20 protein-coding genes and 1 riboswitch are annotated in these 19,206 nt (G+C 48.3%); of the genes, 10 read left to right on the forward strand and 10 right to left on the reverse strand.

Annotated elements, in window-relative coordinates:
* Window positions 1-101: 101 nt before the first annotated feature.
* Window positions 102-1,691, forward strand: a complete 1,590-nt coding sequence (locus tag DESLBE_RS00340) for a peptide chain release factor 3 (protein ID WP_011460057.1) — start codon at window positions 102-104, stop codon at window positions 1,689-1,691.
* 201 nt (window positions 1,692-1,892) lie between these two features.
* Here the strand turns inward: DESLBE_RS00340 and DESLBE_RS00345 are convergent, their stop codons facing one another.
* From DESLBE_RS00345 to DESLBE_RS00365, 4 genes are all read right to left on the reverse strand, one after another.
* Entirely contained in the window at window positions 1,893-2,666 is a 774-nt protein-coding gene (locus DESLBE_RS00345) for a C40 family peptidase (protein WP_005812744.1), read from the reverse strand.
* A 144-nt stretch (window positions 2,667-2,810) separates the two neighbouring features.
* Window positions 2,811-3,590: an ABC transporter ATP-binding protein gene (locus tag DESLBE_RS00355; RefSeq protein WP_144674784.1), complete on the reverse strand. Its 780-nt coding sequence runs from the start codon at window positions 3,588-3,590 to the stop codon at window positions 2,811-2,813.
* A gap of 1 nt (window position 3,591) precedes the next feature.
* Window positions 3,592-4,629, reverse strand: coding sequence for an iron ABC transporter permease (locus tag DESLBE_RS00360; protein ID WP_011460055.1), 1,038 nt, complete (start codon window positions 4,627-4,629; stop codon window positions 3,592-3,594).
* 82 nt (window positions 4,630-4,711) lie between these two features.
* Entirely contained in the window at window positions 4,712-5,680 is a 969-nt protein-coding gene (locus DESLBE_RS00365) for an ABC transporter substrate-binding protein (RefSeq protein WP_144674785.1), read from the reverse strand.
* A gap of 113 nt (window positions 5,681-5,793) precedes the next feature.
* A riboswitch (cobalamin riboswitch) is annotated at window positions 5,794-5,937 on the reverse strand.
* A 139-nt stretch (window positions 5,938-6,076) separates the two neighbouring features.
* On the opposite strand from DESLBE_RS00365, the gene DESLBE_RS00370 reads away from it, so the two are divergent.
* From DESLBE_RS00370 to DESLBE_RS00400, 7 genes are all read left to right on the forward strand, one after another.
* Complete coding sequence (locus DESLBE_RS00370; protein WP_011460053.1) at window positions 6,077-6,373, forward strand: ATP synthase subunit B; 297 nt, start codon at window positions 6,077-6,079, stop codon at window positions 6,371-6,373.
* The gene (locus tag DESLBE_RS00375) at window positions 6,366-8,042 is read left to right on the forward strand and encodes an AarF/ABC1/UbiB kinase family protein (RefSeq protein ID WP_018306866.1); all 1,677 of its coding nucleotides are present in this window, start codon (window positions 6,366-6,368) and stop codon (window positions 8,040-8,042) included. The genes DESLBE_RS00370 and DESLBE_RS00375 overlap by 8 nt, the downstream gene beginning before the upstream one ends.
* Window positions 8,043-8,146: 104 nt before the next feature.
* Window positions 8,147-8,590 (forward strand): GNAT family N-acetyltransferase, encoded by a 444-nt coding sequence (locus DESLBE_RS00380; RefSeq protein WP_005812737.1) that lies wholly within the window; start codon window positions 8,147-8,149, stop codon window positions 8,588-8,590.
* A 53-nt stretch (window positions 8,591-8,643) separates the two neighbouring features.
* A complete protein-coding gene (locus DESLBE_RS00385; protein ID WP_144674786.1) occupies window positions 8,644-9,072 on the forward strand; it encodes a GNAT family N-acetyltransferase in 429 nt (142 codons plus the stop codon).
* Window positions 9,073-9,669, forward strand: coding sequence for a DNA-3-methyladenine glycosylase (locus DESLBE_RS00390; RefSeq protein WP_144674787.1), 597 nt, complete (start codon window positions 9,073-9,075; stop codon window positions 9,667-9,669).
* Window positions 9,670-9,832: 163 nt separating this feature from the next.
* Window positions 9,833-9,997 carry a hypothetical protein gene (locus DESLBE_RS26405; protein ID WP_172625337.1) on the forward strand — a complete coding sequence of 55 codons (165 nt, stop codon included), beginning with the start codon at window positions 9,833-9,835 and terminating at the stop codon, window positions 9,995-9,997.
* A 266-nt stretch (window positions 9,998-10,263) separates the two neighbouring features.
* Window positions 10,264-11,646, forward strand: coding sequence for an aspartate kinase (locus tag DESLBE_RS00400; protein WP_144674788.1), 1,383 nt, complete (start codon window positions 10,264-10,266; stop codon window positions 11,644-11,646).
* Window positions 11,647-11,693: 47 nt separating this feature from the next.
* On the opposite strand, the gene DESLBE_RS00405 is transcribed toward DESLBE_RS00400, so the two are convergent.
* From DESLBE_RS00405 to DESLBE_RS00415, 3 genes are all read right to left on the reverse strand, one after another.
* Window positions 11,694-12,059, reverse strand: coding sequence for a type II toxin-antitoxin system PemK/MazF family toxin (locus DESLBE_RS00405; RefSeq protein WP_144674789.1), 366 nt, complete (start codon window positions 12,057-12,059; stop codon window positions 11,694-11,696).
* 7 nt (window positions 12,060-12,066) lie between these two features.
* Window positions 12,067-12,258, reverse strand: a complete 192-nt coding sequence (locus DESLBE_RS00410; protein ID WP_072774539.1) for a hypothetical protein — start codon at window positions 12,256-12,258, stop codon at window positions 12,067-12,069.
* Window positions 12,259-12,376: 118 nt separating this feature from the next.
* Window positions 12,377-13,546, reverse strand: a complete 1,170-nt coding sequence (locus DESLBE_RS00415) for a class I SAM-dependent RNA methyltransferase (RefSeq protein ID WP_243131199.1) — start codon at window positions 13,544-13,546, stop codon at window positions 12,377-12,379.
* Between the two features lie 166 nt (window positions 13,547-13,712).
* On the opposite strand from DESLBE_RS00415, the gene DESLBE_RS00420 reads away from it, so the two are divergent.
* Window positions 13,713-14,378 carry a CPBP family intramembrane glutamic endopeptidase gene (locus tag DESLBE_RS00420; protein ID WP_144678590.1) on the forward strand — a complete coding sequence of 222 codons (666 nt, stop codon included), beginning with the start codon at window positions 13,713-13,715 and terminating at the stop codon, window positions 14,376-14,378.
* Between the two features lie 92 nt (window positions 14,379-14,470).
* On the opposite strand, the gene DESLBE_RS00425 is transcribed toward DESLBE_RS00420, so the two are convergent.
* From DESLBE_RS00425 to DESLBE_RS00435, 3 genes are all read right to left on the reverse strand, one after another.
* On the reverse strand, window positions 14,471-14,653 hold the full coding sequence (locus DESLBE_RS00425) for a DUF1540 domain-containing protein (RefSeq protein ID WP_015944492.1): 183 nt from the start codon (window positions 14,651-14,653) through the stop codon (window positions 14,471-14,473).
* A 101-nt stretch (window positions 14,654-14,754) separates the two neighbouring features.
* Window positions 14,755-15,609, reverse strand: coding sequence for an ABC transporter permease (locus DESLBE_RS00430; protein ID WP_144674790.1), 855 nt, complete (start codon window positions 15,607-15,609; stop codon window positions 14,755-14,757).
* Window positions 15,606-16,520 (reverse strand): ATP-binding cassette domain-containing protein, encoded by a 915-nt coding sequence (locus tag DESLBE_RS00435; protein ID WP_144674791.1) that lies wholly within the window; start codon window positions 16,518-16,520, stop codon window positions 15,606-15,608. Before DESLBE_RS00435 ends, DESLBE_RS00430 begins: the two co-directional genes overlap by 4 nt.
* Before the next feature lie 344 nt (window positions 16,521-16,864).
* Here DESLBE_RS00435 and DESLBE_RS00440 point away from each other — a divergent pair, with 344 nt between their 5' ends.
* Window positions 16,865-19,189, forward strand: a complete 2,325-nt coding sequence (locus DESLBE_RS00440) for a type IA DNA topoisomerase (RefSeq protein ID WP_144674792.1) — start codon at window positions 16,865-16,867, stop codon at window positions 19,187-19,189.
* Window positions 19,190-19,206 lie beyond the last annotated feature (17 nt).

Here is a 19,206-nt window from a genome sequence, read left to right on the forward strand (position 1 = left end):
TATTATGTTATAATAAAATGCTGTTCAGCGCTATGGAGCGCTCAATGAATGAAAAAAGAGATCTTAGTTGATCCTAATTTATAGAGTAAGGAGCAAACCTTGTGAGCATATCCCTTGAAAAACAAATCCGTTTCCGGAAAACATTTGCTATTATCTCCCACCCTGATGCAGGGAAGACCACGCTGACTGAAAAATTGCTGTTGTTTGGGGGAGCTATCCATCTGGCAGGGAATGTTAAGGCCAGAAAAACCCAACGCTATGCTACTTCAGACTGGATGGAACTGGAGCGGCAGAGGGGAATTTCGATTACCTCCAGCGCCATGCAGTTTAATTATCAGGGATTTGTCATTAATATTCTGGATACTCCGGGTCACCAGGATTTCAGTGAAGATACCTATCGCACGTTAACCGCTGCCGACAGTGCTGTGATGCTGATCGATGCGGCGAAAGGTGTGGAGACACAAACCATTAAGCTTTTCGAAGTCTGCAGGCGCAGGGGGATTCCCATTTTTACGTTCATTAACAAGATGGACCGGGAGGGGAAGCACCCCATCGATCTGATGGATGAAGTGGAGAAAGTTTTAGGCATCGAAGCCTATGCCATGAATTGGCCCATCGGCGGCGGAGCTGATTTTAAAGGAATTTATGACCGGCAAACGGGTCAGGTGGAGTGCTTTACCGACGGATTGCGCAAAGGCCATGATGATACACGGCAAACAGGTCACATTGACGATCCCTGGATCAAAGAATGGATCGGGGAAGATTTGCTGCAGCGACTCCGGGAGGAAATCGAACTTTTGGATATGGCCGGGAATGTCTTTGACCAGGAGCGGATGGATCGGGGGGAAGTCACTCCCGTGTTCTTTGGGAGCGCTTTGAATAATTTTGGTGTGCCCAATTTCCTGGACAGCTTCTTGAAATTAGCCCCGGCTCCCGCCCCGCGGCAATCCAACCTAGGGATTTTAGAGCCGGCAAGTCAACAATTCGTGGGCTTTGTCTTTAAGATTCAAGCCAATATGAACGCCATGCATCGGGACCGTATTGCTTTCATTCGCATCTGCTCGGGCAGATACGAACGGGGAATGAATGTCATTCATAATCGGACCCATCGCAAAATGAGGCTGGCTCAGCCTCAGCAGCTCTTTGCCCAGGAGCGGACCATTTTGGACGAGGCATATGCCGGAGATATCATTGGGGTTCATGACAGCGGAGTACTCCGCATCGGTGATGTTCTGGCGGAAAAGGATGGTATTGAATTTGAGGCCATGCCGTTTTTCAGTCCGGAAAACTTTGCCCGGGTCAGCATCGCCAATGCCTTGAAAAGAAAGCAATTTATCAAGGGAATACAGGAGCTTCAAGAAGAAGGGGCCATCCATGTTTTCCGGGATTTGAATATTGGGGTAGAGGCTCCCGTGATCGGAGTCGTGGGCCAACTGCAGTTTGAAGTCCTGGAATACCGTCTGCGGGATGAGTATGGAGTAGAGGTCCAAATCAACAATTTGCCTTACGAAATGGTTCAATGGATACCTAAGGATGAAGAAAAGATTCGTATTCTTAAGGAATCCAGCATGAGTATGGTAGTCTTGGATCAGGATGAAAATTATGCTGTCCTGCTTCTGGACAAATGGAAGGCGAATTGGTTAAGCGAGCGCTATGGAGTAGAGTTTCATCCCCAGCCGATCAGGGAGTAGAAGCTTATGCCCTCAGACCCAAAATCCTGGAGAGTCAGCTTCGAGTCTCTTTTTAAGCAAAGGGAGCATTGCCTGAAAGCTACGTTTTGCAGTAGCCCGGCGATGCTCCCTTTTTATGAACTTACGTTAAGAATCCCCTTGACAGGGTCTGCCGAAATTCGTAATCGATTCCGAATTTCGGGTATACATGGTCGCAACCTTCTAAAATACGCGCTTTGCTCCAATGAAGTGGGATTGCCAATAGGAACCCATGGTATAAATGGTTACTCCTTTTGAACTGGAGGCATTAATGAACTGTCCATTGCCCAGGAAAATCCCCACATGGTCGATGACTTTATCACCATCCAAGGAGAAGAAGACCAGGTCCCCGGCCTTCAGGTTGCTGTAAGAAACGGCCGTGCCCACCTTATATTGATCCCTGGATACCCGGGGCAAGGAAATGCCATGCTGAGCGAAGACATATTGGGTGTATCCGGAGCAGTCAAAGCCGCTGGTCGTAGTGCCGCCCCAAACATAAGGCACTCCGATATACTTTTTGGCCGTGTTGATCACGGCAGTAGCTTTGGAGGTAGTGCTGGAGGCACTGGTTTTGACGGAAGCTTTGGCGGCGCTGGCGGTGCTTTTGCTTGTAGCGGCAGACTTCTTGTCAGAAGTGGCAGAAGAGCTGGAAGCAGTGCTTTTCGGGGCTTGTGAGGGTGCAGAGCTGGACTGGGACCCACGGGAAATTTCACCGGTTGCTGCTCCGATTGCAGCTTGTCTGTCGGCATCGGCCCTGGCCAGTTCTCTGGAGGCTAGAACAGCTTCAAGATCGCTTTCAACAGTATCGCTTTGGGGAGCAAGGGCCATTTCCTCAACCCAAGCCAGATCTTGAGCTGTACCGGGCTCTGCCATGGTCTGCGGGTAAGCAAAGAGGGTAGTGGCGAAAAACCCCAAGGCTAGAAGAGAAACGAAAAGTTTATTGATAAATTTTTTCATAAAGTTCTCCTTTCAAAGTAAACGACGCAAAAGTGAAAGACAACCCATCGCAATCTGACAGGTTGTCCTCAGTATAAGATAATTTTTTCACGGTGTCCTTAGAGGATGATTGGTTATATCACCAGGTTTTGTTAAGATGTGGAACTACTTTTCGCTTAAGAGAAATTGAGGTACGCCTAATTTGGGATGATGAACTTGAACTAAATCCGTTTTATAGACCTGGGTTAACGTTTCTTCCCGGAGCACGTCTTCCTTTTTACCCCAGGTAACGATTTCCCCTTGATCGAGAAGGAGAATCCGGTCGCAATACTGAGCCGCTATATTTAAATCGTGCAAGACCATAATCACAGTGATGCCTAACTCGTCATGCCATTGACGGACATGATCCATGACTAAGGATTGATGGCCGATATCCAAATAGGTGGTGGGTTCATCCAGGATAAGTATCCGGGGCTCCTGAGCCATGGCCCGGGCCAGAGAGACCAGTTGGCGCTGACCGCCGCTCAGGGTGCTGACTTTTTGGGAGCGTTTAGGCCCAAGATTGAGTTTAACGAGTATGTTCTCCACCACAGCCTTATCATGGGAGCCCAGGTCGGCAAAAGGTTTTAACCAGGGATAGCGTCCCATGGATACGATCTGCTCTATGGTAAAGGGCAGGGCAGGGGTACCCTCCTGCTCCAGAACGGCAATCTGGCGGGCCAGCTCTTTTGAGGTATGGGAGGAAAGAGGCTTGCTCATTAGCAGGACCTTACCGGAAGTAGGAGGCTGAAGACCGCTGATGGTACGGATCAGAGTCGATTTGCCGCTGCCATTGGGGCCGATAATGCCAAACATATCTCCCTGGCTGATGGCAAAGGAGAGGTTCCGCAGCACAGCAAAGGAGCCATAATGTTGATTAAGGTTCTGAATCTCGAACAGGTTCATCCTAACCCCTCCTTAAACCACTTTTTAAAAGATAGGCGAAAAAGGGTGCGCCGACAAAGGCTGTAATCGCTCCGATGGGAATCTCCTGGGATTGGAGCAGGGTTCTGGCCATGGTATCCGACCACAAAAGGAAGATTGCTCCCGCTAAAGTAGACACCGGCAAGAGAATCCGGTGGTCAGGTCCTACGAGGAGGCGCATGAGATGGGGAATGATCAAACCGACAAAGGCGATAATCCCCACCATGGAGACTGCGGCTGTGGCCAATAAGGAACCGACCATGAGAATGGCAATTTTCTTGCGCTCCACATTGATTCCCAGGTGAGTGGCCGCTCTTTCCCCTAAAGCGATGACATTCAGCTCCCGGCTTTGCAAGAGAAGATAGGCCAAGCCGAGCAGAAAATAAGGGAGAAGGATCAGGACATTCTGCCAGCTGCTGTTGGCGAGACTGCCCATCATCCAGAAGATAATCTGCTGCATCTGCTCGCCGGAAACGGCAATCAGAAGAGAGAGAAAAGCACTCAGCAAAGCCTGCACTACCACACCGGCCAGGATTAAGGTTTCCCGTTCAAACTGACCATGCTGTCTGGATAGAGAGAAGACAAAGGCCAGAGAAATAAGCCCTCCGGCAAAGGCGAAGAGGGGCAGGGCCGATTGACCGAAGAAAGAAAAGCTGCGAAAAAAAAGGATAGCGGAGGCGGCGCCAATGGCGGCTCCGGAGGAGACCCCCAGGATATAGGGATCAGCCAGAGGATTGCGCAGAATTCCTTGAAAAGCCACTCCCGAGGTTGCCAGCATGGCCCCAACGATGAGGGCTAAAAAGACCCGGGGCAGGCGCAGATTCCAAACGATGGATTCCTGGGCTGAGGACCAGCTGGGGTCAAAGCTCAAAAAAGGCAGATGGTTTAAAATGATCTTCCAGGTCAGATGAAAAGGCAGGGAGACGGAGCCGGTCATCACACAGATGACAACGGAAAGAAGCAGGAGCAAGGATAAGCCCAAAATCCAGGGTATGCTTTTGGGGAAAGTTCGGGAATTCATCTTTATGTTATCCTCCTTAACTTAGGTCAATAGCTCTCTCCCCATACGGATGATAAGACCACCCTTGCCAAGGGCTAAAGAGTCAGAAACGCTCCGGGTAAAGGGCTTTAGCGATGGTTTCCAAGCCGTCGACGATCCGGGGACCGGAGCGGGTCACCATATCGCTGTCCAGATCGTAAATCCGGTCATTGCTGACAGCATCGATGGCTTGCCAAGCCGGGCGGGCGGCGATGGTGGCCTTCACATTATCCATGTAGTAGGAGTAGGTGCTCAGGATAACCTGAGGGTTCTTCTCAATCACCTGCTCCTCGCTGTATTGCGCCCAATCCTGGACATCACTGGCGATATTGATGCCACCTGCTTTGGTGATGAGTTCGTTAAGAAAGGTTCCTGCACCGGCGGTAAAAAGACCTGGATCCACTTCAATCCATACCCTGACCCGCTCAGCTTCCTTGATGGCCTCTACTTTATCGGCAATGGCTTGTTCCTTTGCTTTCATTCCCTGGAGCACAGCCTGGGCCTGTTCCTGAGTATTGGTAATGTATCCTAGTTCCTCAATGGTTTGATAGGTGCTTTCCAGACTTTGGGGGTTTAAATGAGCGACAGGTATCCCCAAACTGCGCAGGGAGTTAATAAAGCTGTCCTTATGCATTCCGGTCACGACCAAATCCGGTTTGAGCTGAATGAGCTGCTCCAGATTGGGGTTTAAACTGTCTTCAAAAATATATTCTGCGTTCTCCTGAATACCCACCGGGTAATTATCGTACACAGTTAAGCCGATCAGCTTGCGATCCAGGCCCAGAGCGCTTAAGATCTCCGTGGAAGGCGGAGCCAGACAGATAATGCGTTGAGGTTCCTTTTCCAGAGTGGTGGCCACACCTGTATCATCTGTGTAGGTTAAAGGGTAACTTGTAGTCTGGATGGTATCTTGCCCTGAGGGCGCTTCGGGAGGAGCGGCACCTTGCTGTGAGGGTGAATTGCAGCCGCTGAGCAAAACTAAGGTCACCCATAGGGTTATCAGCAGTGTGAATGCCTGTTTTTTTCTATTCATTTTTATGCTCCTTTCGAGTTGAAGTGGAAAGATCAAGAAAAACCTTTTATCGCCAGGATAAAAGGTTTTTGCTGCATTAGTAAACTCTTGCAGCGCCGTATCCTGTCCTCGAGGAGGGTCGCTGATGATTAGGCAGGTTCCTGACTTAAGAGTGATTACTCACTCAATTCACAGTGGCGGGACCGTGCCGGAATTGAACCGGCTTCCCTTTTAACTCTTTCCGGTAAGGATTGAGTACCTAATCCTAGTGTATTGAATTAAGACAATTATAAGGCATTCGTCCGGTAATGCCAAGGTTTGTTTAGTGCGTGCTTTCCTGGTGATTAAAGAATGGTTTTCAGCAACCGCGTAAATACTAAGGATGAAGATTTCAATTCACGGCAGGGGGATGTAAGCATGAAAGATATGCTCAAGAAAGGTTTAGCCTTGGGGTTAGGTTTCGCTGTGGTGAGCAAAGAGCAAATTGAGAAGGTCGTGGATGAGTTGGTAAAGAAAGGAGAGCTGTCCGCCAATGAGTCCAAGGAATTAATGAATGAGCTGGTCCAAAAGGGCGAGGATCAGCAGAATGAGATTCAGGTCAAGCTTAAGGAGCAAGTGCAAAAAATCCTGGCGGAGCTTAACCTTCCAACCAAAGCAGACATCGAGAGGCTGGAAAACCGCATCGCTCAATTGGAAAGCCGGACCCATGATTAGCAGAAAAATTCGTCATGTTCATCGCTACCAAGAAGTAGCCACGGTATTGGCCCGTAATGGATTCAGCCTCATCCTGGAAGAGATGGGGCTTATTAATTTTATCTCTTTTTCCAGACGGATGCGGAGGCGGGAGGAAGAGGTGGATCCCATAACTCTCGGTCAGCGCCTGCGTAACGCCTTAGAAGAGTTGGGGCCTACTTATGTGAAGATTGGACAAATAGCCAGCACCCGGCCGGATATTATTCCCGATTACCTCATTACGGAACTGGAAAAATTGCAGGATCAAGTTCCGCCCTTTTCTTTTGCCGAGGTTAGTCAAATTATTAAAGCCGAGTTGGGGGCCCCGCCTCAGGATATTTTCCGGCATTTTGAGGAAGAGCCACTGGCCGCAGCCTCGATTGGCCAGGTTCACCGTGCCGTTCTCCAATCAGGGGAAAGTGTTGCGGTAAAAATCCAGCGCCCCCATATTGCCCAGAAGATCGAGACGGATCTGGAAATACTTTTGGATTTGGCTGCTTTGGCGGAAAAGCGTATGGATTGGGCCGCCCTTTATCATGTGCGGGATATGGTGGAGGAATTCGCCAATTCCTTGCGCAATGAGTTAAACTATGAAATTGAAGGCAATAATGCCCAACGAATCAGAAAGCAATTTCAAGGGGATTCCTCCATTCACATTCCCAAGGTCTATAAAGAATACTCCACCAAAAAAGTTTTGACTTTGGAATACATTCAGGGAGTCAAGCTCAGCCAATTCCAGACCCTTGAAGCCTTGGGCTATAATCGGAAGGAACTGGCAGAGAATCTGATTAAAGCGATGTTCAAGCAAATCTTAATCGAGGGGTTTTTTCATGGGGATCCTCATCCGGGCAATATCTTTGTTTTGCCCAAACAGGTGATTTCCTTAATCGATTTCGGCATGATCGGCAGGCTTTCTTCTGATATGAAGGATCATTTTGCTTCACTGGTCATCGGGATGATGCGGCGGAAGACGGAGGACATGGTGGAGGCTGTGTTTGCCATGGGGATCGTGCCTGAGGATCTGGATCCCAAGGTATTGTATCGGGATGTGGATGGGTTAAGAGAGAAGTATCTGGATGTGCCCATGAGTGAAGTCGATCTGGGGAGTGCCGTCAATGACCTGTTTAAGGTGGCCTACAAACACCGGATTATTATTCCTGCCGATCTTGTCCTGTTGGGTAAATCCCTTCTGAGTTTGGAAGGAATCGTGGAGCAGTTGGATCCCGAGATCAGCATCATCGATATTGCCGAACCTTTCGGTGAGCAGCTCCTTAAGGAACGGCTTCATCCCGCTTTTCTCGCTGAAAAGACCTGGAAGCATTTCCGGGAATACTTCGATCTTTTATTAAACCTCCCTAAACAAGCTAAGGAGATTTTCAGCAGCATTCAGCGGGGAAAGATACGGGTGGAGATTTATTTACCCGAACTGGCCGCCTTTATACGGAAGCTGGACCGGATCAGCAATCAGCTCTCTTTCAGTATCTTATTGCTGTCCTTCAGCATTATTATGTGCGGTTTGGTTATTGCCTCCGCCTTAGGCAAGGAACCCCTGGTCTTCTGGCGGATACCGGCTATTGAGGCTGGTTTTACAGTAGCGGCCATGATGTTCATTCTGCTGCTGGTATCCATTTTGCGTTCAGGAAGGTTTTAGTACGGCGAGTTTTAAGTGTTATAGAGCACTGACGGGCATGCCAAGTTTGGTCTTTTTTGCTATAATCAATACCATAAGCAAATCACATAGGAGATTGTCATGTTATGATTAGAGCAATGCAAGAAGGGGATCGGGAACTGTTTCTGGAACTGGCGGCTGAATTCTACCATTCAGATGCTGTTCTCCACCCTGTACCTGAGGAATTTCACAGCAGAACCTTTGCGGAGATGATGAGCTCGGATCGTTATCTGAACGGATATATTCTGGAACAGGAAAACCAGGCTGCCGGCTACGCGATTACGGCCAAGACCTTTTCTCAGGAAGCAGGAGGAATCGTCGTTTGGATAGATGAGATTTATATCCTGCCCCCTTACCGCTCAAAGGGACTGGCCCGGGAATTTTTTCAATACTTGGAAAGTCACCGGCACCCAGGGATTAAGCGGATCCGGCTGGAGGTGGAGGAAGAGAATGTTCAGGCCATATCCCTGTATAAACGATTGGGATTTAATGATCTTGAATATATTCAGATGATCAAGGATTTTGACTGATGGATAGGAACTGATGAGGAACAATAAAAAGAAACAAGAGGATGGAATAGTGCATGAAAGTTGTTGAAGTAAAAGGGGCGGAATTAGAGGAGGCCTTTCAAATTCGCAGGGAAGTTTTTGTGGAAGAGCAGGGGGTTCCGCTGCAGGATGAATTTGATGGCTATGACGAGCCGGGTGCAGCCGCCCGTCATATTCTGGTATACTATGAAGACCAGCCGGCCGCTGCGGGCAGGCTGCGCTGGCTGGGGGATACGGCTAAATTGGAGCGGATCTGTGTCCGTGCCAACCTGCGAAAATTCGGCTTAGGCAGTGTCGTGGTCAAAAGCATGGAGCAGATTGCACAAAGGGAAAGCTTCCCTAAAGCAAAGGTTCATGCTCAGACCCAGGCTCAGAACTTTTATGAAAAACTAGGGTACCGCCAGGTGTCTGAGGAATTCATGGAAGATGGGATTCCCCATATCATTATGGAAAGGACGCTTTAAATGGTTTTTTTTCCATACGGCTCCAAAGAAATTGAGCATTTAAAGACCCGGGATAAGGTCCTGGGGCAGGCTATTGAGCGCATGGGAATGATCGAGAGAGGGATTATCCCGAATCTTTTTGAAGCGCTGATCTCCAGTGTGGTCAGCCAGCAGATTTCCAAAAAGGCAGCTGAGACGGTATGGAACCGGCTGCAAACCCTGCTGGGAGAGATTAGTGCCGAGAAGATCGCCTTAGCCGATCTGGAAGCGATTCAAGGCTGCGGCATGTCTATGCGCAAGGCGGGATATATCAAAGGGATTGCCGCTGCTGCCCAAAGAGGTGAGGTGGATTTCCAGGAGCTCCCTACCCTGAGTGATGAAGAAATCATTCAATCCTTGTCGGCTTTACCCGGTGTGGGGGTGTGGACGGCGGAGATGCTGCTGATCCATTCCCTTTGCCGGCCCGACGTGGTCAGCTATCGGGATTTAGCTATCCGCAGGGGAATGATGAACTGTTATGGACTGGAGGAGTTATCCAAGGAGACCTTTGAGCATTACCGCAAGAAGTATTCACCCTACGGGTCGGTGGCTTCTCTGTATCTGTGGGCCATGTCTTAGTAAAGGTAAGCCCGTATCCTTATCTTCTTCGGGGGATGAGAAGAGAATCTGTGTAAAAAGGTGGTTCCCATAAGACGGAACCACCTTTGCTATGAGTAGCATAGTATAAAAGGATGAGTCTTTTACCCTTTGGAACGGGATGAGGGGGGATTATTGATTAGAGGTGGCTGAACCGGAGGCTGCTGTTGAACCGGGGCTTGCTGGACCGGCGGGCATTGGGGTCTTTGTTGAGCTGGATAAGAAGGATAAGAGGGATACATGTTGGGGAACGGAGCGTGTGCCGGAGGACAGCAGGTTTGAATCGGGGGACAGCAGGCTTGAGTATTAAAGAATTGAGGATGCGGCCCCCAAAAACTGAAAGGAACGCAGCATTTATCAAAAAGATGCATGAAGAATTCACTCCTTTTCCTGGAATAATCGGCGCTGAACGCTGAAGAGGGTTTAAGGGTTTATATTTCTAATATATGGTAATTTTTAATTTTGGAAAGTTGGCCAGTTTAATAAACGAAATTTTAGCTTGTTGCTCTTGAAGCGCTGTATTATAATGGTGAATAGTGTTATTTAACAGAGAACTTAATACTGATGAGGTGTTGTATGTTAACGGTAGAAAAAATCGGGGGCACTTCTATGTCCCAATTCGAAGATGTCTTGAAAAATATTATTGGGGAACCGGATTCACAGCGTTTCAGCTTTGGCAGAGTGTTTGTTGTCTCCGCTTACGCAGGGGTGACCAACAAGCTTTTGGAGGATAAAAAGACAAAGGCTCCGGGAATTTATCGTCATTTTGTCAATGGGGAAGATTGCGAAGAAGCTTTAAATGTCCTGTTGCAGGATCTCCTCAAGGTTAACGAAAGATTTGTGAACATCGGTTTGGATTATGAAGCGGCCAAGGAGTTCCTGGGCTCAAGGATCCAGCAGACCAAGTCCTATTTGCATAGTATGCATGAAATCATTGCCTCCGGTTATGTAGATCGGGAGAATATTTTCTCGGCGGCCAGGGAACTGCTGGCTTCTTTGGGAGAAGCCCATTCGGCTTTCAATTCCGTGAACATTCTGCAGAACCGCGGCATACCCGCCCGCCTTGTGGATTTAACCGGCCTCCGGGATTCCAGCCAGCTCACCATTGATGAGCGGATCGCCAAAGCTTTCCGGGGAGTGGACCCATTCAAAGAGATCGTTATCGTCACCGGGTATACCAAAGGCAAAGAAGGGATTATGCGCCAATTTGAACGGGGTTATTCGGAGATCACTTTCTCCCGGATTGCCACTCATCTCCATGCGGATGAAGCGATCATTCATAAGGAGTTTCATCTATCCTCCGCCGATCCGAAGATTGTCGGGGTAGAAAAGGCCATCCCCGTAGGGCGGACTAATTATGATGTTGCGGATCAGCTGGCGGATATAGGCATGGAGGCCATCCATCCCAACGCCTCCAAACCCTTGGAAATGGCCGGGATTAATCTGCGCCTGAAGAACACCTTCGAGCCGGATCATCCGGGAACCCTTATCTCCAAAGACTATATTGGCCCCGAGGCCAAAATTGAGATTATAGCCGGTTCGGACAAAGTGGTGGTAGTGGAAATCCATGACTCCTTAATGGTGGGGGAAGCAGGCTATGATAAGCAGATCATGGAGATGTTCATGAACTATTCCGTAAGTTATATCATGAAAGCCACCAATGCCAACAGCATCTCCCTGGTGATCTGGGAGCACGATCTGAACGAAGCTCTGATGGCGGAGCTGAAGGGAGCTTATCAGACCGTAACCATTCTGCCGGCGGCCATTGTCTGCGTGATCGGCTCGAATATTGCCGTTCCCAATATTTTGGCTCGTGCCACCAGCAGTTTAGCGAAGAATCATATTAATGTGAACTGTGTGTCCCAATCCCTGCGTCAGGTCAATATGCAATTTGTCATTGACCGGGATAAATACACCAGTGCGATTTATCATCTTAACGAAGATTTGTGTGTAGGGTAATCGTTGGAGTAAAACAAAAAAGATAGGGTGCCTTTCAGCCAGGCGTCCTATCTTTCTTTATGAATTAATTCAAGTTCAGCTACCAAGTAATTAAAGCTGTTTTCGTCCATCTTTATAATATAGTCCTCAGGTTTAATTTTACCCATAAGATACTCATTGGAATATCTCAATAAAAATAGACCTTTTACCCACGATGGCTTAGTAAATCCATTATTGCGCCAATTTAAAATGGGGACCTTAAATTGATCGTAATAGGATGGTGGATTATTTGGTGCTTGAGAAGTTGTTGAAACTAAAACAAATAATTCATCTGCAGTACCACCAACAATTATGGCTGGTCTTCTTTTGCTGCTATCAGGATCATCTTCGAATTCAACATCTAACCAAAAGATATCTCCAACACTAAGGTTCATGATTCAATCAATCCTCATGAATGTAACGATGAGCGGGATTGTTTTTGTCTAATTGCACTTTGCCATCTTTAATTTTAGGGCTTATCGTTATCTCCTTTAGTTTTTTTTCAGATAAAGACAAACCCTTATATGTATTTACTTCTTTTTTTGCTAATGAAGGCATTTGCTGACCCTCCTCTTGAGGACTATTCTTGTCCATATCTTACCACCTCCATAGTTCGGCTACAAGACTCTATGTCTAGTTTTGCCAATTTAGAAGGAGATAATTATAGACATATTCGAAAGCGCAGACAAGTCCAACATAATTTAAAGGCAGGTTACTCAGGCCGCGGACTTCTTGGCGGCTTGGGTCCGAAGAATTGATAATAATGGCATTCCAAGCGGCCGTTGTAAAGCTTTCTGCTCTTATCCCAGCGGCGGCCGATCAGGAGCTCGGGATGTTTATCCGTGGTGATCATATGCAAGGACCAGGTTGCCAAGCTCTTGAAGATCTCGCCAAGATCTTTATAGAGCTGTTTGACTTCCTCTTCCTCACCCAAACGCTCTCCATAAGGAGGGTTCGTGATCAGATGGCCGTATTGGAACCGGGAGCGGACTTCGGCAGCAGGCAAGCGTTGGAAGAAGATTTTATCCGTCAGTCCGGCATCTTCACAGTGAGCCCGGGCCAGCTGAAGGGCTTTGGGATCGATATCCGAACCATAAATATGGAGCGCCTGATCCCGATCATAGAGGTCTTCAGCCTCTTCACGGGCTTCCCGCCAGAGTTTTTCCTTAATATTGGGCCATTTCTCAGCGATAAAGTCCCTCTTTAGGCCTGGTGCACGATTAAGAGCGATCATAGCGGCTTCGATAGGAATAGTTCCTGTGCCGCAGCAAGGATCAATTAAGGCGCGGTCTGCTTTCCAATAGCTGAGATTGATCATAGCGGCGGCTAAGGTTTCTTTTAAAGGGGCTTGCCCCGCTAAGCGGCGATAGCCCCGCTTGTGCAGCCCGGCGCCGGAAGTGTCAATGGTAAGGGTGACGACGTCCTTTAAAAGAGCGACTTCGATTTTGTACTTGGGGCCGGTTTCTTTAAACCAGCTGATGCCGTAAACATCTTTGAGCCGTTCGACGACAGCTTTTTTGACAATAGCCTGGCAATCGGAAACGCTGAAGAGCTTGGATTTGATGGACTTTCCTTCCACAGGGAATTCCGCGTCGACGGGGAGCCATTCCTCCCAGGGCAGGGCTTTGGTTTGCTGGAAAAGCTCCTCAAAGGTTGTTGCTTTGAATTCGCCCATTTTCAGCAGGACCCGCTCTGCTGAACGCAGCCACAGATTGGTCCGGCAAATTCCCAGCTCATTGGCGGCAAAGGTAATTTTGCCGTTTTCCACTTGGGTTTCGGTATAGCCCAGATTATGGAGTTCACGGTTTACTATGGATTCAATGCCAAAGGCACTTGTGGCAATCAGCTCTAATTTAGCCAATACGGTATCACCCTTCATCATAAAATTCTTCTTCTATCATAATAACTCACCCGGAGAAAGGCAAGTCTTGCAAACTTATCTTGTTCACTATAGGATAAACTATAGGATAAGCTGAGCTGATGAAGGTCATTGGAGCACATGAATAGTGATAAGGCAGGCAGTAGTAGGAGGGTATTCAGTGGAAACGATGGAGCATCAGGAAAAGGAGCAATATAAAGAGGAACATCAGAAAAAGGTGCAATATGAAGAAAAGCTGCGTCAGGCTTTGCTGCCGTCATTTTGGCTCACTCAGCTGCTCTCGTTGCTTCTGGGAGGATTCCTGCTTTGGTTTTTCTATTTGCGCCAAGGGTATTCCTGGCAGGATTTTTTTGTCTGGGACAGCAACTGGAGCATATGGTGCCTGAGTACGGCAGTGGCTCTTTCTATGATGGGCCTGCAAATTCTGGCCTGGAAAGTTTTCTCTCCCGATGCTTTCGATGATGGTGGGATTAACCGTCTTTTAGTGGAACTACCGGCAAAACTCCTTTTTCCCATGTTTATCATCGGGGCCTTTTCTGAGGAGCTGCTGATCAGAGGGGTTATCCAGACAGGGCTTGCAGGTTTCCTTGGCCCCTTGTACGGTATCCTATTGACCAGCCTTATTTTTACGGGAATGCACTTCCGCTATCTTAAGAAACCCCTCCTGATGGGAGCCGCTTTCCTGATCAGCGTATTTCTTTGCCTCCTTTATGGCTTGGCGGGAACCCTTTGGGCTACGGTATACGCTCATTTCCTCTATAATTTCGGAGCGGCTCTTTTAGCCAAAAAATACTATCTGCCTTTGCTGGCAGGGGATAAAAAGATGAATAGCTAAGGAAAAGGGAGCGTCAACCGCTGCTTCAAGCAGCTTCGCGACACTCCCTTTGGGTGTTTGCATCTCAGGATGGTTGATTGATCTTAAATGGCCTAACGCATGTTTCCATTGGGAACGAAGGTGGCACAGTCCGTCATTTCAGTGGTTTTTGCATTGGGAGCTTGAATTTCGATGGTTTGGGCATGACAGTGATCATTTCCCCAATAGTGGCAGGTATTTACAACACATTTAACTCCTTGAAGATGGGAATCCACTTTGTCTACACGTCCAGGCATTGTTTTGCCCTCCTTTAGTATTTAAAATTTGTTTCAGGGATTTTCCCTGAACTCTTATTTAATTTCCCACGATGAGTGTTTTTTATTCTTAATCATAGTTGCTATTTACGTTTACGAGACAAATTTAAGATACTCAAACCATAAAAAAGTCCTGCTGTAACCAACAACACTAAAATACTTCCCTGAGGAGAAAGTAGAGTGTCCCCAAAACGGAAAGTCACGCCCATCAGGGTCTTGAATTCTGCCAGACTCTCTGCCGGGGCCTGGGCAAAAGCCTCCTGTAGGGGTGCTTCCATAAGGATCTGACGAAAGAGCACGGCAGCATGGGAAATTGGGAAAATCTTTACCACATATTGTACTGCTTCCGGCAGAACCCCAACGGGCAAGTAGATACCGGTTAAAAAACCGATCAAGGTTCCGATCACGGTGCTGGCCGTAGAAAAAGCATTGAGACTCTTGAAGAAAGAGGCCAGAAAAAACAGGATCGCTGTGCTGGCCAGAGAGGAGAGCAGAATAAGCGCCAGCACCTGCAGAGCCTTTGTCCCTGTCAGCAGCTCCCCGCCATTGGCGAGAATGTAAATTTCGGCTAAGATCAAGGCCACAACACTCATGATGACCCCAATGACAAAAGCGCTTAAAATATAGCCACCGGCCAGGGCGCTTCTCGAAACAGGGGATGATTGAAAATCCTTGATAATATTTCTAGCTTTATCCGCCACCATAATGCCCAGGGCCCCCATGGTCGTCGTCACGGAAGTGACAGCCAGCAATCCTGCCATGATCCAGCTATCCATAAGATAACGGGCATTCTCTATATCCGAATAATCCTCAGCCCAAACATCTCCTAAAAAAAGGGCATAGAGGCCGATAATGATAAAAACCGCCAGCAGAGAAAAGAAAACCGCACTTTTATCTCTGAAGAAGATTTTCAGATTGCGCAGCATAAAGTTGATCATTCTCTTATCTCCTTTCCGGTGATCTTAATAAAGGCATCGTCCATGGTACCATGGCTGACTTCCAAGCCGGTGAGATAAGCTTGGCATCCGGCCAGAATCGGCAAAGCCTCCAGGGTTGATGAGAGTTCGATAATGATTTGATCGGCAACCTGGTGGTAAGGGATGTGCATTTCCTGAAGAGCTGTGCTTAGCTTTTCTTTGTCGTGATAAGAAAGCTTAAGCCGGTCACTGGCATAGTCCCGTTTCAACTCTGTGGGTGTTCCTTTAGCGGCGATTTCGCCGTTGTCGATCACTATAACATAATCGGCCTCGGCAGCTTCCTCCATATAGTGGGTGGTCAGAAAGATGGTCATATCTTTTTCTTTCTGCATTTTCTGGATGGTTTCCCAGACATTCTTACGGGTCTGAGGATCCAGCCCTGTGGTGGGTTCATCCAAGAATAAAATTTTCGGTGCGTTAACCAAGGCCCGGGCGATATCCGCCCGGCGGCGCTGGCCTCCGGAAAGATTGCCATAGGGCCGCTTCAAAAATTCAGTTACCCCAGTAAGGGCCGCAATGGATTTTATGGAATCAGCCAAAACCGCCTTTTTCAGCCCGTAGAAACCGCCCCTGATCTGCAAATTCTCTTCTACCGTGAGCAGCGGATCCAGGAGGCCATCCTGAAATACCGCACCAATCACGGAGCGGATTTTATTATCCTCTTTGCCTAATTCGTAGCCGTCCACAACGACCCGTCCCCGGTCCGGTTTTAAAAAAGTACAGATGATATCGATTGTCGTCGATTTTCCGGCACCATTGGGCCCCAGAAAGGCAAATAATTTGCCTTTTTCCACATAAAAATTGAGCCCCTTAACCGCCTGAACATGACCATAGCTCTTATGCAAATCTACAACCTCAATTATTTTATCCATCCTGCCAACTCCTTTTTGGTGAACTCACAAGTGTCGACGTACATATTTTTACTTAAGTCTAATTCTACATGGAAGGCAAAAACCTTCTTAAGCCCAGATTAAAATTGGATTAAAAATGTAAATTTACATGAAAGGTCCAAAAAGAGAGAGGAGAAGTGCATATGAATTGCTCCCAAGGAGATTTGTTGGCAAAGATATGTGCCTCATCAGATCTTCATAACATACAAAAGTATCTTAATGAGGTATTATTATTACGAGGATTTGAGAGGCAAAGTGCCCAGGATAAAAAAGAAAACATCACAAGGGAATGGAAATAAATTGGATGATGGAGAAGAGGTGCAGCCATGGGTAAGACCTTGATCATAGCCGAGAAACCCTCCCAAGCCAGGGAATATGCCAAGACTCTTGGTGTAAAGGGCAAAAGGGAGGGCTATTTTGAGAACGATGAATATATTATTTCCTGGTGTATCGGTCATTTGTTTGAACTGAAAGCGCCGGAGACTTATATGGATCTCCCTAAAGTGGGCAAGCGCTGGAGCATCCGCCGCCTCCCCGTGCTTCCCCGGCTGGGGGAATTCCAGTATGGGTTAAAATCCGGCACTGCCAAGCAGTTTAAAGTGCTGCAGGGCTTGCTCAGGTCCCCGGAGGTGCAGCAGGTTATTTGCGGGACGGATGCCGATCGGGAAGGGCAACTGCTTTTTCAGGAAGTATGGGACGCTGTAGGCAGCAAGAAGCCTCTTTTCCGGCTCTGGATTTCATCTTTGACCCAAGAGGCCATTCGTGAGGGGATGAGCAAACTGCGCCCCGTTGGCGAGGTGGAGGGCTTGGCTCAGGCAGGGTATGGGCGTTCCTATGGAGATTGGGATTTTGGCATGAATTTGACCGAAGGGTTCACCGCTCTATTTGGCAGTTTTGATCCGGTGCGCAAAAAGCCTAATGTCATCTCCATCGGCCGGGTTCAAACTCCCACATTGGCCTTGGTGGTGGAGCGGGAATGGGCGATCGAGAATTTTGTCCCGGTTGCTTATGTGGAAGTGGAAGCGGAATTTGCAAGTGGGCAAGGCTCTTATAAGGGAAAATGGTTTGACCCCGCTATCAAGAGCCCACGTGACAAAAGTCAGGAAACCGCTAACGAGCAAATGATGTTGGACCTGGACCGGGGCAAAGAGATTGTTGCTAAAGTTCAAGGAAAACCGGGCAGAATTCGTTCCGTAAAAGATAAGGAGACGAAGGAGCCTCATCCCTTGCTCTTCGATCTAACCTCTCTAACCGTCAGTGCTTCCCGGCGCTACGGATTCGGAGCGGAAAAAGTGCTGAAAATTGCTCAGTCCCTTTATGAAAAGAAAGCCATAACCTACCCCAGAACCGATTGCAATTATTTACCCCCCGACATGCTCCCCAAACTGAAGGCCCATCTGCAGGCTTTGCAGCAAAGCCCCTTTGCAGAATGGGTTAAGGAAGCGCTTAACAGTCCCTTACCCGGGGGAAAAAGGGTTATCAATGAGATTACGGCCCACCATGCGATTATTCCTACCACTGAGAAAGCGGCTCTGAATTTGAGTCCGGATGAACGGAAAATTTGGGAGATGATTGTCCTGCGTTTTCTCTGCATTTGGTTTCCCCCGGCCCGTTATGCGGAAAAAGAGGTCGTTACGGTAGTGGAAGAGGAGTCCTTCCTGACCAAAGGCAAAACCTTGCTGGAACCGGGATGGAAGAAGATCGAGAATACTGAAAAGCATACGGAGGGGTCCGGACTCCAGCTCCCCTTGCTGCATGAGAATGAGGAGGTCAAGACCCGGTCCTGTCAAGCTCTGCAAAAGGAGACCAAGCCCCCCAAGCGCTATACCCAGGGCGATCTGATTAAAGCTATGGAAGGAGCCGGCAAGGAGGTAGAGGATGAGACCCTGCGCCGGCAATTAAAGGGAAAAGGGCTGGGAACCGTGGCGACACGAGGGGCAATTATTGAGAACCTCCTGGACCGGGGGTATCTTCTGCAGCAGCAGAAGGTGCTTATGCCGACGGCAAAAGGAACAGAGCTTATTCGCTTAATTAAAGAGCGCTTACCCCGGGCTCAATTGCTGATCAGCGCCGAAATGACCGGACAGATGGAATATGAATTGGCCCAGGTCGAACGGGGGGAGATGCCTTTAAGCCGGTACATGGAGAAAGTCGAAGAGGCTATCCGGGGTATCATTGAAGAGCTGCGCCACTATGAAGCCACCCAGGGCAAAAAACCGCTGGCTTTTGCCCCTCAGAAGCCGGGTGCCCACGGCCGCAAAAGGGAAAGCAACTCAGAGAGGAAACCCCGAGAGCCCCAAACTCAGGCAAAGAGTGCAAAGGTTGGGCAAGAGCGTCCAGCTTCGGCTGCCGGGGATAATTTGGGGATCTGCCCCAGCTGCGGAGGCGGGGTAGTGGAGAGGGAAAAGGGCTATGGCTGCCAAAACTGGAAAGATGGCTGTCCCTTTATTCTTTGGAAGAATCCCATCTGCGGCAAGGTACTGACACCTGCTCAGGTCAAGAGCTTATTAAAAAAAGGAAAAACGAATTTAATCAAAGGTTTTCGCTCTAAAAATGGCAAAAGCTTCGCGGCTTATCTTGTTTGGGAAGATCCCTCTTCAGGAAAGCTGAAGTTTGAGTTCGAGAACAATGAGCGGGCAAAGCCCGGTTAAGTTATTACAATCCAGAG

Source organism: Desulfitobacterium sp. LBE (assembly GCF_007830365.1).
Classification (GTDB): domain Bacteria; phylum Bacillota; class Desulfitobacteriia; order Desulfitobacteriales; family Desulfitobacteriaceae; genus Desulfitobacterium; species Desulfitobacterium hafniense.